At 45.0% G+C, this 16,108-nt stretch carries 12 protein-coding genes; 10 read left to right on the top strand and 2 right to left on the bottom strand.

The genetic code is table 11. The features are described 5' to 3' along the window. Positions 1-35: 35 nt before the first annotated feature. Complete coding sequence (locus tag MHI38_RS04980; protein ID WP_341181014.1) at positions 36-1,244, bottom strand: pyridoxal phosphate-dependent aminotransferase; 1,209 nt, start codon at positions 1,242-1,244, stop codon at positions 36-38. 242 nt (positions 1,245-1,486) lie between these two features. Between MHI38_RS04980 and MHI38_RS04975 the strand changes: the two genes are divergently transcribed. The 4 genes from MHI38_RS04975 (at position 1,487) to MHI38_RS04960 (ending at position 5,511) form a co-directional block, all read left to right on the top strand. After that, positions 1,487-2,515 (top strand): ABC transporter substrate-binding protein, encoded by a 1,029-nt coding sequence (locus MHI38_RS04975; RefSeq protein WP_341181013.1) that lies wholly within the window; start codon positions 1,487-1,489, stop codon positions 2,513-2,515. A 214-nt stretch (positions 2,516-2,729) separates the two neighbouring features. After that, positions 2,730-4,355 (top strand): ABC transporter substrate-binding protein, encoded by a 1,626-nt coding sequence (locus tag MHI38_RS04970; protein ID WP_341181012.1) that lies wholly within the window; start codon positions 2,730-2,732, stop codon positions 4,353-4,355. Between the two features lie 68 nt (positions 4,356-4,423). Then, positions 4,424-5,239, top strand: coding sequence for a carbon-nitrogen family hydrolase (locus MHI38_RS04965; RefSeq protein ID WP_154890583.1), 816 nt, complete (start codon positions 4,424-4,426; stop codon positions 5,237-5,239). 89 nt (positions 5,240-5,328) lie between these two features. Beyond that, positions 5,329-5,511: a hypothetical protein gene (locus tag MHI38_RS04960; RefSeq protein ID WP_090917106.1), complete on the top strand. Its 183-nt coding sequence runs from the start codon at positions 5,329-5,331 to the stop codon at positions 5,509-5,511. A 369-nt stretch (positions 5,512-5,880) separates the two neighbouring features. Here MHI38_RS04960 and MHI38_RS04955 read toward each other — a convergent pair whose 3' ends face one another. Then, complete coding sequence (locus tag MHI38_RS04955) at positions 5,881-6,801, bottom strand: LysR family transcriptional regulator (protein ID WP_090917104.1); 921 nt, start codon at positions 6,799-6,801, stop codon at positions 5,881-5,883. Between the two features lie 369 nt (positions 6,802-7,170). Here MHI38_RS04955 and leuC point away from each other — a divergent pair, with 369 nt between their 5' ends. The 6 genes from leuC to MHI38_RS04925 all read left to right on the top strand — a co-directional run bounded on the left by leuC (position 7,171) and on the right by MHI38_RS04925 (position 16,076). Next, on the top strand, positions 7,171-8,592 hold the full coding sequence (leuC, locus tag MHI38_RS04950; protein WP_090917102.1) for a 3-isopropylmalate dehydratase large subunit: 1,422 nt from the start codon (positions 7,171-7,173) through the stop codon (positions 8,590-8,592). Positions 8,593-8,623: 31 nt separating this feature from the next. Further along, positions 8,624-9,226, top strand: a complete 603-nt coding sequence (gene leuD, locus MHI38_RS04945) for a 3-isopropylmalate dehydratase small subunit (RefSeq protein WP_090917100.1) — start codon at positions 8,624-8,626, stop codon at positions 9,224-9,226. Positions 9,227-9,460: 234 nt separating this feature from the next. Next, positions 9,461-10,867, top strand: a complete 1,407-nt coding sequence (locus MHI38_RS04940; protein ID WP_154890582.1) for an N-acetylmuramoyl-L-alanine amidase — start codon at positions 9,461-9,463, stop codon at positions 10,865-10,867. A 259-nt stretch (positions 10,868-11,126) separates the two neighbouring features. Further along, positions 11,127-12,536 (top strand): N-acetylmuramoyl-L-alanine amidase family protein, encoded by a 1,410-nt coding sequence (locus MHI38_RS04935; protein WP_090917096.1) that lies wholly within the window; start codon positions 11,127-11,129, stop codon positions 12,534-12,536. Positions 12,537-12,570: 34 nt separating this feature from the next. Beyond that, a complete protein-coding gene (locus MHI38_RS04930; protein WP_154890581.1) occupies positions 12,571-13,266 on the top strand; it encodes a GerMN domain-containing protein in 696 nt (231 codons plus the stop codon). 71 nt (positions 13,267-13,337) lie between these two features. After that, positions 13,338-16,076, top strand: a complete 2,739-nt coding sequence (locus MHI38_RS04925) for an S-layer homology domain-containing protein (RefSeq protein WP_154890580.1) — start codon at positions 13,338-13,340, stop codon at positions 16,074-16,076. The last annotated feature ends 32 nt before the right edge of the window (positions 16,077-16,108 follow it).

Raw genomic sequence — 16,108 nt, 5'->3', positions numbered from 1 at the left:
TGCAAAGAGATTGTAGCCATGTGTTCAGCTTTCACTTATTTGAAAAGATGAAGCTTCCCAATTCGCTCCGCCGCTTCACGCAATCGTTGCTCATCACTCAGAAGACCTATGCGTACATAACCTTCTCCGTGGGAGCCAAAACCGATACCAGGCGCGACAGCAACCTTCGCTTCTCGTAGCAGAATTTCAGCCAAACCAGAGGAGGTATATCCTTCCGGCACAGGCAACCATCCAAAGAATGAACCTTCCGGCTTGGACGCTTGCCAACCGATCGCGGAAAGCGCCTCGTAAAATGCATCACGACGAGATTCATATCGTGCGACCAGTGAAGTGACACAGTCCTGCGGGCCTGTCAGAGCTTCCGCAGCGGCAGCTTGGATACCGCCAAACAGGCTGACATAGATATGATCCTGTAGCAGATTGATTTTAGAGATGATCTCCGCATTCCCCAGTGCAAATCCGACACGCCATCCTGCCATATTATATGTTTTGGAGAGGGTGTAGAACTCGATGCCTACCTCTTTGGCTCCTGGAGCTTGCAAGAAACTGACAGGACGACGCCCGTCATATCCAATTGCACCATAAGCAAAATCACTGGCAACGACAATCTGATTCTGAATCGCAAATTCAACAGTGTCCTCGTAAAAGGATAGCGGAGCGGTGGCCGAGGTTGGGTTGTTGGGATAGTTCAGGAACATAAGCTTGGCCTTCTGCCGATCATCAGCGGAGATTGCTTCATAATCGGGTAGAAATGCATTGGATTTCAATAGAGGCATGAAGCTCATACGCGCCTGCGCGAGAGCAACGCCTGACCAATAGTCAGGATACCCTGGATCGGGAACGAGACATACATCCCCGGGATTCAATAAGACTTGAGGTAATTGAACCAGTCCGGTTTTGCCACCAAATAGAATAGCGACCTCGGTCTCGGGATCAAGATCAACGTTGTAATCTTCTTTGTAACGTTTGGCAACGGCTTCCTTCAGGAAGGCATACCCGCGAAACGGAGAATATTTATGATAAAGGGGATTTTCAGCCGATTGCTGTAAAGATTGAACAATACGCGGTGGAGTAGGGGTGTCAGGATTACCTTGCCCCAGATTAATGACATCATGACCGCTCGCAATCTCGCGGTTCACATTGTGAACAAGGGTCGCAAAAAATTGCGTTGGCAACTGTGACATGACATTTGCAGAGGGGATTGGAAAGGCGGAAAGAGAAGATCTATGTTCTGAATTCGTCATCGTATATATCACTCCATGATGTTCATATATGGCAAAACGTTCTCATTAATTTATCACGTCAATCCCGAGCTGTATAGAGGGAGATAGATGTGAGGAAGAACATTTTTGTACAAAAGGGAAATGCAAAATTCAAGTTTATCCATTGAGATCAGAAAATCCATGAGTTAAGATATTTTACGATAATGATAATCAATATCATTTGAAAAAATTTGAGAGCACATCAAACAGGGGGAAAAATAGAGATGCAAAGCAAGTTCCATAACAAGTTCCGAAATACGGCCCTTTTATTGACAGTCACAGCGTTGTCTGTACTTTTATTCGCATGTTCAAACGAGGCATCGACATCTGCACCAGCTTCAGAGAATCCAGGTAATGTATCGGTTAATCAGGCAAGTGGAGACACAGAAACCGGAAAACAAACTTCTGCAGATGAGGATAACGTCGGACAGACAAGACAGTTCAAGGATTGGACAGGTCATACCGTGACTGTGCCTGTTACTCCTCAACGTGTAATCTATCATGGCGAAGTTACCGGGGATCTGGTCGCACTGGGCGTTATCCCGGTGGGCATACTTCGGCAGGAAGGCATGGTGTTTGACGAGCAGGTCGCGGATTCGGAAGATGTAGGATTTCCGTTTAGTGTAGAGAGGGCCGTTGGATTGAATCCGGATCTGATTATTTTTTCGAATAGTGATGAGGCACAGTATGATCAGATCTCAAAAGTCGCACCTACAGTAACCTTTGATTCATTTGCAACATTGGAGGAGCGCATGCGAACGTTAGGCGACCTGTTAAACAAAAAACAGGAGGCAGAGGACTGGATTACAGCGCATCAAACCGCAACAGAGCAAATGTGGAAAAAGCTTCGTGATCATGGCCTAAAAGAAGGAGAGACAGCATCGGTGTTTACGATGTATCCGGGGAATCGTCTTTTTGTGATGGCTGGAGCCGGGTTACCTCAGTTGTTATATGGCAAGGATGGGATGAAACCAACACCTGAAATCCAAAAGCTATTGAAGGAGGGAATGGGATTTGCGGAGATTTCTACGGAAAAAATGACAGAAATTGCTGGTGATCGGATATTTATCCTTGAACCAGTAACGGAAGATGCCAAGCAGTCCACCAAGGAATTGATGGACAGCGCAGTATGGAAAAACCTGCCCGCCGTTAAAGCTGGCAAGGTGTATCATTTTGATATTGTCAAAGCTTCGGGTGATGCGATGTCCAGAGAATGGTTATTGAAGGAGCTGCCCGAGCAGATGATTCAATGATAAAGTTCAAGGGAATCCGACAATCGAATCACCACCAAATGAAATCTTAAAATTCCCAAAAGCGATCAACTTTGGTTGAGCGCTTTTTTGATACGAATTATCTGTAAGGAGCTCATTACAAAATGATCTAGATATAAGATTAGTACTAGACTATAATGACTCCATAGAGTTTTTAATGATAATAATTCTCAGTAATGCTAGGAGATAAATGAACATGAAAACGTTGGATGTGAATCAAGATAAGTTATTTTTTTCGACATTCATGTTTCGGCTGGAGCATCTGGAGCGACGAATTGAACGATCTAATCAAATCATGCTGGAGGTGCAGTGTGATAAACATACATTTTTAATCTGTGAAGAAGGAGAAGGGCACTTGTACATCGGCCAGGAATACTGGCCTTTTACTGCGGGTTGTATCTATCCGATTTCTCCGGGCGAGGCATACCAGCTGGAACACAGGAATTCAAACCATTTGACTTATACGGTTATGGCATATGATGCTTTTCAGGTTTTTTCCGGCCTTCTCAAGTTGTATTCACCGCCTTTATTTAAGCAACGCGCTCAGTTCAACGATGCTACATATGAGTCTGTGAGCAGAGTGTTAGTCGAATTGTTTGCATCCCGAAATTATAAAAATGATGCGGAGTATTGCAATCTAAATGTGGGGTTTCAGCGATGGATGGAACGGATCATAACTCGTTATACCACAAAAGGTACTGATACAAATTCGGAGTCCAGGTTAACCCGGACTATTCAGTATATTGATGAGTGTTACAGAGATGAGATCACGGTCCATAAGCTTGCGAATATGGCTGGTGTTCGTCCTAAACTATACACGACAATGTTCAAGCAACGTACTGGTCAGAAACCGCTTGATTACATCAATCATGTTCGAATTCAGCATGCCAAAGATTGGTTACGCAAGACAGATGAGCCTTTACGTGATATCGCGAGCCGTGTCGGATTCAAAGATGAATATTATTTTAACAGACGTTTTCGCCAGATTACCGGACTATCTCCTCGTCAGTATGACAGATCTATTCAACAACAGACCTTGGTTCAGGATTGGTTAGGACACGATGTACGAATTCCCGCTAATCCAGAGCGAGTGATCTATTATGGAGATACTGCGGGGGATTTGCGAGTATTAGGTATCCATTTAATTGAGGATGAGGAGTATAATGCAGGCACTCCGATCAATGTTGAAAAGACGATTCGTTTGAAGCCGGATCTGATCATTATAGATAGTGAAGATGAGCATCAGTATGAGCAATTAACGCGTATTGCGCCTACGCTGGCTTACAATTCGCATGCGCCTCTTCATGAACGTTTGACGAGAGTAGGGGACTGGTTTGGCAGGCAGAAACAAGCCAAGCGATGGCTGAGTTCGTATGAAGAACGTACATTGCAGATGTGGGAGAAGATTAGCAAAATAATTCATCTGGGAGAAACAGCCTCAGTACTCACATACCACCGGGGAGCTCGCTTGTTTGTGATGGGAAATATCGGACTTGCGCCATTATTATATCACCCATTTGGTTTCAGGCCTGTTCATAAGGTTCAGGAAGCTCTTGCAGCAGGCAGAGCATACAAAGAGATTTCGGCTGATGCGGTTCAAGAATATGCTGGAGATTATCTGTTCCTCATGCTACCTCAGGAGCCAGATGCACGGCAGGCGACAGAGAAACTGATACAGAGTCCAGAGTGGAGAGCTCTTACGGCTGTAAGACAAGGGCGTGTGTATCCTTTGGAGGAATTGGCCTGGAATTCAGGTGATGCACAGATATGTGACCAGTTGCTGGAGAGGTTACCTGAACTGTTAGGTAGTCATCTGAGTTAATACGGTTGCGAATTTTCTAGGGATCAAGCTATGATATCAAGTATTACAGTTCGGAGGAGTGTTGGGTCATGACTGAACAAGGGGAAATGCGGGTTGTTTTGATTCAAGGGGATATTAAACTGGGAGATCCGGAAGCTAACCATCAACATATGCAGAGGTTGCTTGAACGCGCAGTGGAGCAATATCCGGATGCAAAGCTGGCCGTGCTTCCCGAAATGTGGAACACTGGATATGCTTTGCCGCAAATTCATGAGCTTGCTGACCCGGAAGGGAAGACGTCAAGAGAATGGCTGTCTGCTTTTGCGAAAAAACATCAAATCTCCATCGTGGGCGGTTCTATAGCCGAGAAGCGTGACGGACAGATCTACAATACGATGTATGCCTATAGTGAGGAAGGAACAGAAGTATCACGTTATGATAAACTTCATTTGTTTCGTCTGATGGATGAAGAAAAATACTTGGAGCCGGGTGCACGGCCTGAAATGTTTGAACTCGGCAACGGTCTGACGGCGGGGGCATCGATCTGTTATGATATTCGGTTTCCAGAATTAGCTCGAACCCTCGCTCTGAATGGTGCACGTGCATTAATTGTGCCTGCTGAATGGCCTAATCCTCGTCTGCATCACTGGCGCACATTATTGACTGCTCGGGCTATCGAGAACCAGATGTATGTTATTGCGTGTAACCGCGTCGGCAAAGGGGGAGACACTGAATTTTTTGGACACTCCTTGATCATCGACCCTTGGGGAGAGATCGTAGCTGAAGGCGGTGAAGGCGAAGAGATTGTATCTGGAGTCATCCGTCCTGGTTTGGTTGACGAAGTTCGCGGACGTATCCCGGTGTTTGAGGATCGCAGACCAAGCATTTATTTTAGCGGGAAATAGTTTTTCTCTAAAAAAATGGCATATGCTGTTTATCGCTCCAGGAGGCGGGTAATAATAACTATCCCGTCACCAAGGAGGATGATCAATCAATGGACAACCATGTGAAAGATACGCTCAGGAGACTGGAACAAGGCAACAGAAGGGTAGATCACTTAAGAGCATTCTTAGAGAATGGGACAGGAGGCTTGTCACCCCCTGAGAATTCGCAGGAAGAAGGCCGTGCCATGGATCAACAGAACAGGCTGACAAGTGATCGTAATCTGCGAAGGTAAAGGATAGAATCATGCTTGCGCAGAATGACTGAAGGTTACGTATCAAGATGATGTGAGACATGCTAGATAAGCTATGATATATATGCAATTATTTGAGACAAGACAAGTTAAGTGGTATGACAGTGACAGTGAAATGAAGGTTGATGCGTGAATTGCCTTAATTATATGTATTAACAAGCAACATTGTGCTGTAACAAAACATGCTACATTTTTTGTGGATCAGTTGTTCAGCTGGTCTGTAAACGAAAAAAGCTGTCCCGTAGTCATTAGACTATGTGGACGGCTTTTTTGGTAAGAGCTTATAAGTGTTCTCGTCAACGTGATTACACAATGCAAATCATAAATCCACGAACTTGTTACAGCAACGGTTTAATCTGTTTTGGAAAGCTCGGCAACGGTTTGCCGAAATGTCTGTATAAAAGCTTCGGCTGCCTTGGATAGGACGCGCCCTTGACGATAAGCGACGACAAGCGTACGACTTGGCGTTGGATCGGCAAGTGGGACATATACAGGCACGAACTCACTGCGGGGTGCACGGGCGATAAAACGGGGAACCAGAGTGATGCCCATGCCTGTTGCCACCAGAGATTGCAATGTTTCAATGTTGGTGCTCTCAAAAACCACCTGCGGGTCAAAACCGGCCTGTTCGCAGAGATCAAACGTCAGCTTGCGGAAGCCCTGTCCTTTTTTTAATACAACAAAGGGTTCATCCCGAAGCTCATCAATCCGCACAGGCTGCAGATGGCCCGGGGTTCCTCGATGAGCCAAAGGGTGGTTCGGCGGTACAGCCAAATCTATACGTTCCTCGCCAATCTTGACATAAGACAAACTGGACTCCTGCAAAGGTAGAGAGAGCAGGCTGAGGTCAGCTTTGCCGCTGGCTGTTAACTTTTCGAGTGTAATCCCGGAATCTTCTAACAAAGTTACTTCGATGTCGGGGTACGCTTGTTGAAAGGCTGGGAGCACATGCGGAAGCAGATGAGAACCGGTAATCGGCATACTGCCTACAACAACCTTTCCTTTGCGAAGCTGCGAGATATCCGACATTTCCTGACGCAACAGCTCCATGGCATCCACAATCTTTTGGGCCTGTTCAACAAAAGTAACTCCCGCGTGTGTCAGCTCAACAGTGCTGGTATTCCGTTGAAAAAGCAATACGCCAAGTTCCTTCTCAAGTTTGGACAGTTGCTGACTGAGTGAAGGCTGGGCAATATGTAATTTTTCTGCGGCTCGTGAGAAGTTCCGTTCAGCAGCAATCTGTAGTGTATATTGAAGTTGTCTGAATTCCATAATGATACGTCATTCCTTTCATCGATGTCGTTATTATAACATTAATGAGCACGGGTTCGTTATTCTTATCAGGGAAGCATGGCCCGAACAAGAATTCGAAAAGAGAAATTAAAGCATTGACAGGGCCGAGACATGCACGTAGTATAAGTTATACATGATAATGATAATTGTTATCAATTAAAACCTCTGTATTCTACAGTGGTTTATTACTGTTTGTCTTATTATAGGTTAAACCTATCACATCTATAGATATTATATCTTGGAACAATGAAGGACGGGGTGATATATTTAGGTCATTCAAGAGCTTCACTTTTAGACAAAGATGCACAAAGCTCTTCCAAGGACCGAACTTATGATGAGGTGAAAATGATGAGTAAAAAAACGATGTTTGAGAAAATTTGGGAAAATCACGTAATTCATCAGGAAGAAGGAAAACCAAGCATCCTGTATATCGACTTGCACCTGGTGCATGAAGTAACATCTCCGCAAGCATTTGAAGGACTTCGTCTGAGCGGTCGTAAAGTTCGCCGTCCAGAACTGACATTTGCAACGATGGATCACAACGTGCCAACGAAGGATCGTTTCAACATTACAGATCCGATCTCCAAACAGCAAATTGACACACTGTCTCAGAACTGCCGTGATTTCGGCGTGAAGTTGTACGATCTGGACACGATTGACCAAGGTGTAGTACACGTTATGGGACCTGAGCTGGGCCTGACTCATCCAGGTAAAACGATTGTATGCGGCGACAGCCACACATCTACTCACGGGGCATTTGGTGCACTTGCATTTGGTATCGGAACAAGTGAAGTGGAACACGTTATGGCAACACAATGTTTGCAGCAAGCAAAAGCAAAAACGATGGAAGTTCGTTTTGTCGGCAAACGTAACCCGGGTGTTACGGCGAAAGACATGATCCTTGCGGTCATTGCCAAGTACGGCACAGACTTTGCAACAGGTTATGTTATCGAGTATACAGGGGAATCCATCCGTGAACTGAGCATGGAAGAGCGTATGACTGTATGTAACATGTCCATTGAAGGTGGAGCAAGAGCAGGACTGATCGCTCCGGATGAAACAACGTTTGAATATCTGCGTGGACGCGAGTATGTTCCTACAGGTGCTAAGTTTGATGAAGCTGTTGCAGCATGGAAAGAGCTTGTGACGGATGAAGGTGCTGAGTTTGACCATGTCGTTGAAATTGATGTGGAATCACTGATCCCACAAGTAACCTGGGGTACTAGCCCAGGCATGGGAACCGATATTTCTTCCAAAGTTCCTGTACCAGCAGAACTGCCTACAGAAAATGAGCGTAAAGCGGCTGAAAAAGCGCTTGAATATATGGGACTTACACCTGGAACACCGATTGCAGAGATTCCGATTGATTATGTATTTATCGGTTCTTGTACGAATGGACGGATTGAAGATCTGCGTGCAGCGGCAAAAGTGGCCAAAGGTCACACCGTTTCCAGTAATGTAACTGCTATTGTTGTACCAGGCTCCGGACGTGTTAAAATCCAGGCGGAAGAAGAAGGTTTGGACAAAATTTTCACTGAAGCTGGTTTTGAATGGCGTGACGCAGGATGCAGTATGTGCCTTGCGATGAATCCGGACGTACTGAAGCCGGGACAACGTTGTGCATCTACTTCCAACCGTAACTTTGAAGGGCGTCAAGGACGCGGAGGACGGACGCATCTGGTGTCACCAGCAATGGCGGCAGCGGCAGCGGTTAAAGGTCATTTTGTAGACGTACGTGACTGGAATTTCAAAACAGAAGCAGCGATCTAAGCGATAATCGCCAGAAGGGAGAACGGAACATATGGAAGCATTTCAAACACTGCAAGGCATCGTGGCACCGGTAGACCGGGTCAATGTAGATACAGACGCAATTATCCCGAAACAATTTTTGAAGCGGATTGAACGCACCGGATTTGGACAGTTTTTGTTCTACGAATGGCGTTTTGATGAAGAGGGAAACAACAATCCTTCCTTCGAAATGAACAAGCCTCGTTATGAAGGAGCATCAATTCTAATTTCTCGTGCTAATTTTGGTTGCGGGTCTTCCCGTGAGCATGCACCATGGGCAATTATGGATTATGGATTCCGTTGTGTCATTGCACCATCTTTTGCGGATATCTTCTATAACAACTGTTTCAAAAACGGAATTTTGCCGATTAAACTGTCCGAAGAGCAGGTAGAAGACTTGTTCCAGCGTACAGCAAAGCATGAAAATTATGAGATGAATGTGAATCTGGAAAACAAAACGATTACAGACGCACACGGATTGCATATCGATTTTGATCTGGACGAACACCGTCGTCAATTCCTGTTGCAAGGACTGGATGACATCGGTCTGACACTTCAACATGATGATGCGATTACTGCCTATGAAGAGCGCCATGCGGCTAAACTTTTTGGCTGAATAGAGTGATTAAACACCAAGCCTCCATCTGGACAAGGAATGTTCACGTTCCTTTGCTCAAGATGGAGGCTTCTTTAATTTGTTATTTTCCGACTAAATATGACAACGTTGTAACCGGATCACTAGACATTATCTGATAGACTGGATAGTAGATTATGGAAGGGTACATAGCGTAATACAGGTAGTGAATCAGGCCTCAAATCTACATAACTTAACTAGAATGGTGGATGACGAATGAAGAAATGGTCGGCAGCAGTCATTTTTTTTCTGTTCCTTTGTCTTTTCCCAGTGATGGCTCATGCAGACCGTGCGCCTTCGATCGTGCTTGATGGAGTCACCATTGACCAAAAAGTAGGAGCACCCGCAGAGAATATTGGGAAAACGGTCATGGTTCCGATTCGGATTGTATCCGAAAACCTGGGTTATGACGTGAAATGGGAACAGGCAACGCAAACGGTGCACGTTCAGCGAGGCAAAAGCTCCATCGAGATGACGGCTGGCAAAGATGCAGCTACGATTAATGGAAATGTCGTCAATCTGGATGCACCTCCCTTGATTAAACAGGGTACAACACTAGTACCTTTGCGTTTTGTAGGTGAGGGCATGGGACTACAGGTAGGATGGGACAATGGTACTAAAACGGTTAGCCTGTTTAGTATTCCACCTGTAGTAGATACGGAGCCTGACAGTGATCCGGTGGTGACTCCTGCCCCGGTTGGTTTGACGGAACTGCAAAGCATAAGTTACAGCGGAGACCGTTTAATTGTTGCGACAAATGGAAACATCAGCCCTAAAGTGTCTAGTATTAGCGGGCCTGAGCGGATTATTGTAGATCTGCCGAATACAACCTTTTCACAGACATTTGTGCAGGGACAGGCTTCGAATCCGGACGGAAGTGGGCAAATCGATGTCATGGACTCATCTCTTGTTTCTAAAGTCCGATTTGCCATGTTCAGCCAGTCGCCATCGACGGTGCGAGTGGTTTTGGATCTAAATCAAAGTACGACAGCAAACTGGTCACTTGGAGAGAATAACGTGTTGCTCGTTGATCTCTCAGCTGCGAATGGAACATCGGGTAGTCAGCCAGCCTTACCGGAGAATAACGGTAAAACAGTGATTGTTATTGACCCTGGACATGGTGGACGTCAGTCTGGCGCAGTCAGTGTATCAGGTGCTTACGAAAAAGATTTTAATCTAGCGGTAGGACTTAAAGTGAAGGCTCTTCTGGAACAGCATGCCAACATTCAGACCGTGATTACACGTCAGGATGATACAGAACTTTCCTTACAACAACGTGTGGATATAGCGAAGCTGAACCAGGCGAATCTGTTTGTGTCCATTCATGGAAACAAATTCACAACTCCGGTTCCAAACGGGATAGAAACATTGTACACACGAAAAGAAAGTAAAAGTTTAGCGGAAATCCTTCACAAGCACGTATTACCTGTTACAGGACTTAAAGATCGCGGCGTAAAAGTGGCGAGTCTGCACGTGACTCGGGAAACATCGATGCCGGCTGTACTCCTTGAATTGGGTTTTTTGAGCAATCCAACCGATGAAGCTCTGATGCTTACAGAGTCATATCAGGATCAGTGTGCTCAAGCGATTGTCGACGGAATTTTAGATTATTTGAGTTTGTAGAATGGGATTTTTCGTAAATATGCAGAGTAGGGAAGTCCGTTGTTTCAAGATGCATAATTGATAAATTAGGAAAAAATAAGACATTAAAATGTAAAAAAAGCTTGATCTGACAACGTTTTTTTTCTGTTATGTTGGAATATATTCGCAACTTTTGAGATTGGGAGACGTCTAATAGGTGTCTGGTAATGCCCAAGTGCGCAGTGAAAGTTGCAAGCCTACAACATGCGGCAAAAAAATATGAGATTGGTAGGGGTGAAGGATGAAGAAGTTCGGTTTTTTGGTACTGTTATTTGTCTTTGGGCTCGTTTTCCCGGGCTATAGTCATGCAGCAGCAGACACGAAAATTATCCTAGACGGGAATGAGATCGTACAGCCTTCGGATGCGAAAGCGGATAACATCAATGGTAAGGTGATGGTCCCGATTCGTACGGTTTCCGAAAGTTTGGGATACTCTGTCGATTGGAAACAACAGTCGCAAACGGTGACGATTAGCAAAGACAACACTGCCATGCAGATGATTGTTGGACAGAAGACGGCAACAGTGAACGGCAGTAACGTAGACCTGGATGCCCCGCCCCTCGTAAAAAATGGTACGACTTTAGTACCACTCCGTTTCATCGGAGAGCAAATGGGTCTTAAGGTGGGTTGGAACAACACCACGAAGACGGTAACATTAGTTACCCAGAATGCAGGTTCCGGAAACGGGACAACCACTCCCCCGAACTCTGGTAACGATGGCGGAGGATCGAGTCAGGAAGGTCTTGTACAAGTGAACGGCATTAGCTTTAGCGACAACCGTTTCATGATTGCTACAAGTGGAAGCACAAAGCCGAACGTATTTACGATGAACGGCCCGGATCGAATTGTAATTGATCTGCCAAATACGGCTTTTGCGGATTCGTTTAGTCAAGGTCAGGCGCTGGATAGCAATCAAAATGGTCAACTCGTTGTTAACGGTTATCCAGATGTGTCTCAAATTCGTTATTCCTTATATAGCAACAGTCCTTCTACCATTCGGTTTGTTATTGATCTGACAGGCGCCAAAGGGTACAGTGTGCAGAACGATTCAGGATTGCTCATCATTGATCTAAACAATCAAGGTAGCACACCTGCTCCGCCCGTTGGTGGGAATGGCAAGAAAGTTGTAGTCATCGATGCGGGGCACGGAGATCAAGACCCTGGAGCGATTGGTGTTACAGGCAAAAGAGAAAAAGATTTCAATCTTGCCATGGCATTAAAAGTGGAGGCACTTCTGAAAAAAGAGCCTCAGATCGATGTCGTATTAACACGTAGTGATGATACATTTCTCGCACTGAAAGAACGTGTGAAGGTTGCACAGAACATAAATGCAGATATCTTCATCTCCATTCATGCGAATAGCGGCCCTGTCGCGGCAACGGGGGTAGAAACTTTTTATTCCCGCTCGGTTAGTAAGGAACTGGCTAATATTATGCACAAGTATCTCGTGAAGTCTTCCGGTTTAAAAGACCGGGGAGTAAAAATGGCCAGTCTCCACGTAACCCGTGAAACAACGATGCCTGCGGTGCTGTTAGAGGGAGGATTCCTTAGCAACAAGAGTGATGAAGCTGTATTGTTTACGGAAAATTTCCAGAACAATGTAGCCAAAGGTATTGTTGCTGGGATCAAGGAGTATTTGGGAATTCAATAAGGGACAACCCTTATGCTGAGGAGGATGAGTTAGAATGAACAAAAAAATATGGATCGCAGCTTTGCTGGTAACGGTTATGGCCGTAGCTGCTGGATGTGGTAGTAAACCGACAGCTGCTCCAAACCAGACACAAGGTGCGGGATCAGAGACACAAACAGGGAACGGCGCTACAGAAGTGGACGGTCAGGTCATTACCGACCCTACGACAGCTGGTTCCGAGGATAACACAACACCATCTAACTCAGCGAACGGAAGCTCGGAGGGAACAACGTCTTCTGGTGGAGCTTCTTCTGGTGAAGTATCTACGGACAAACCTTCAACATCCGACAGCAAGGAGAAGAAGTCTATCGAAGTGTTTTATACCGATCCGGAGGAGCTGGAACTTCACAAAGCGCCAGCCGAAATTACGTTTGCATCGGAAGATGACAAATATAAAGAGGCTTTTGCTTCTTTGCAGCAAAGCAAAGATGAAAAGCTCGTTCCGCTATGGTCCAAGGATATTGAGCTGAAATCAGTTCAATTCAAGGATGGAGCACTGACACTGGATATTCATATGCCGGATACGGCACGTCTTGGTGCTGGTGGTGAATCGTTTGCCATCGATGCGTTGAAACAAACGTTCTTCCAGTTCGATGAGGTAAAATCACTTGATCTGCTGGTAGATGGTAAATCAACTGAAAGTTTGATGGGACATGTGGATCTTGAACATCCAATGACAAGATCCAATTAAACATTGCTTCAAGTGCGTTACCGTAGACTCACGGATTGAGGTCGTTTTTATATGAGAGAGGGGAATCATAGGTGACTTTTAAATATAACCATCCATCACACTCTAAAAAAGTAGTATCAGCCGTGCTTGCAGGCATGATGGCCCTTAGCGCGGGTGGAGCTGCTATGGCAGCAGACACAACAGAAACGGGACAGGGCCAAAATGCGGCAGTACAAAGTACGGCTGCACCAACAGGTTTGTTTAGTGATATCAAGGCTGGATACTGGGCTGAGAAACATGTATACAAGCTGGCGTATCAAGGTATTCTTCTCGGCAATAACGGCCTGTTTCGTCCAGGGGACGCGGTAACGCAACAAGAAGCGATAACGATGGCCATCCGTTTTATGAATACGGAATCGCAGTTGAACACGAGCACGGCTGCGGCATTACCGACAAATATGCAAGTAGGAAACTACTTTAAGCCATATGTTGCGCTTGCACTTCAATTGGGACTCGTGGATAAAACGGAAGAAGCATCATCTGATGTCTCCAAAACAACATGGGGACAAAAGCCGGCAACTCGTGAATGGATTACTAAACTATTAATCCGCTCGTTGAACAAAGATGCTGAAGCGAAAGCACAGAATAATCAGTCCACTGGATTTGCTGACAACGCAAATATTTCAGACAGTGCGAAAGGGTATGTAAATCTGGCTGTTAGTTTGGATCTGGCCAAAGGTTTGGAAAACAACAAGTTCAATCCGACAGGCTCTGTAACTCGTGCTCAGCTTGCGACATTTTTTAGTCGTGGTGAATCATTGACGGATACGAAGTATCCGAATACTTCTACGGGTTATGTTACCGGATTGAAAGACGGGCAGATCACGCTACTAGTTGACGGTAAAACGGTTAACTATGCAGTGAACAGCAATACCCCGTACTTTACCAAAGATAGTGAAACACGCGCATCTGCATCGGATGTGAAACTATATACGAAAGTTCTTATCGTTGGTTCGGCAGGTGCAGCTTCCTATGTGGAGGTTGTTGATGCCAAGCAACAAATGGAGAGCGTAGAAGGTACGTTTGCGCGTGCATTGTCCGGGAACAAAATCGGTCTCTTTGTAGGCGAAAACTATGAAACATATACTTATGATGAGAATACTGCATTCATGGATCAGAACGGAAAAGCAATTAAATTGTCTGATATTACAGTGGACAGCATCATTGAAGTACAGCGCGAGACGTTCTCTGCTGACAAAAAAACAGTGGTCATCCGGGTTAAATCCGGTATCGTTAACAAGAGTGATAGCGGTGTAGTTGCGGAAGTGGTTACTTCCGGAAAAACGATCAAGCTCGTGAATGCTGCGGGGGCAACAGAGCAGTATACGTATACAGATAATCTAATTATACGTTATCAAAACCGCATTTTGTCTTTGGCTGATTTGAAGGCAGGCAGCACTGTGAAATACACTGTCAAAGACAGTGTTCTGCAGACAATTGAGCTGAATCAGGGCGTAGAACAATCCGTTCGTGGAACATTAGTTGAGATCGGCGGCAACCAATCCACATTGACGTATAAACGTGATGGAGGTTCACTTGAAGCAAAATTGCTGAGCGAGAAACCGGAAGTGATTATCAATGGTATTCAAGATGCAACGCTCAATGACCTGATTACAGATGCGAACAATGGTGACAAAGTTGAATTAACATTAAACAGTGATGACCAGGTAACTCGCATTCAGGTGATTGGCCGGCAAATGGAGCCTCTGAACGGGGCTACAGTTGTATCCTATAACAGTAAGACCAAAGTGCTTACTGTACTGGATGTAAATAAAAAACCTTATGTATTCACACTGGATGAAAAAACAAAAATGGACTATAACTCAGTCAAACCGACACTGGCAGGTCTGGAGTCCTTGCTCAATGACGGACGCAAACTGGATCTGACTTATGTGGGAACTCGTGCATTGTCTGTGAAGGTAATTTACAAATACGAAGGCACAATTAGTAATATTGATACAACAAACCGAAAAATCAGCTTGTTATCTGGCAACCAGACGATTACAGTTCCTTATACGACAGCACCAGCGGTTGAAATGTATAACAAATCAACGGCTAGTCTGTCTGATTTGAAGGTAGGGGATAATGTTGCGGTTACCCTTGGAACAAATCAGGATGTAGCGCAGAAGATTGCATTGAAAACAGTTGCTCAATTCGAAGTGGTCTCCATGGAATCCAGCGGTCGTGTTCGGGTAAAATCAGATCTGCTTACAAGTCAGTTTTATGTGGATCAAGCGGTATTGACTGGCGAAAGTGGTCAATCCATTACACCTTCCCAGTTGACTGCAGGCAATTTGATTAATGTAACGTTTGAAGGAGTTACACCGAAGGCTGTTCAAGTGGTTAAACGTACGCTGGCTGAGGTTACTGCAGTGGATGCAACTTCGGTTACATTGAAACAGTTTAATGGTGCGACAGATAAAGTATCTGTGAGTGGACCTGTTAAAGTTGTTAAAGCCGGTTCGATATTAACATCTTTGACTAACCTCACGGTTGGCGACCGTGTGGAAATGACTAAAGATACAGATAATTCCACGCGTTTCAGAGTGCTTACTGTCATGAGTAAACAGTTCTGGTCTTATGATGGAGTGGGTAACCAGATTTTGGTTAAACGCGAAACAACATCAGACATGAACTACCGTTTTGCACTGGGATCTAATGTATTTGTTCACCAGGGTGACAATACTTTAAGCGTGCAATCTCTCAGAGATAATGATAATATTGTATTGTATCTCCTGAACAACGTCGTGATGGAGATTCAAAAACAGTAATCGTTTCTTTTTCGAGGATCAAAAGAATGACC

The organism is Paenibacillus sp. FSL K6-1558 (genome assembly GCF_038002565.1).
Classification (GTDB): Bacteria; Bacillota; Bacilli; order Paenibacillales; family Paenibacillaceae; genus Paenibacillus; species Paenibacillus polysaccharolyticus.
Note: the sequence above shows the minus strand (reverse complement) of the source record. Positions and strands in the feature narration are given on the sequence as shown.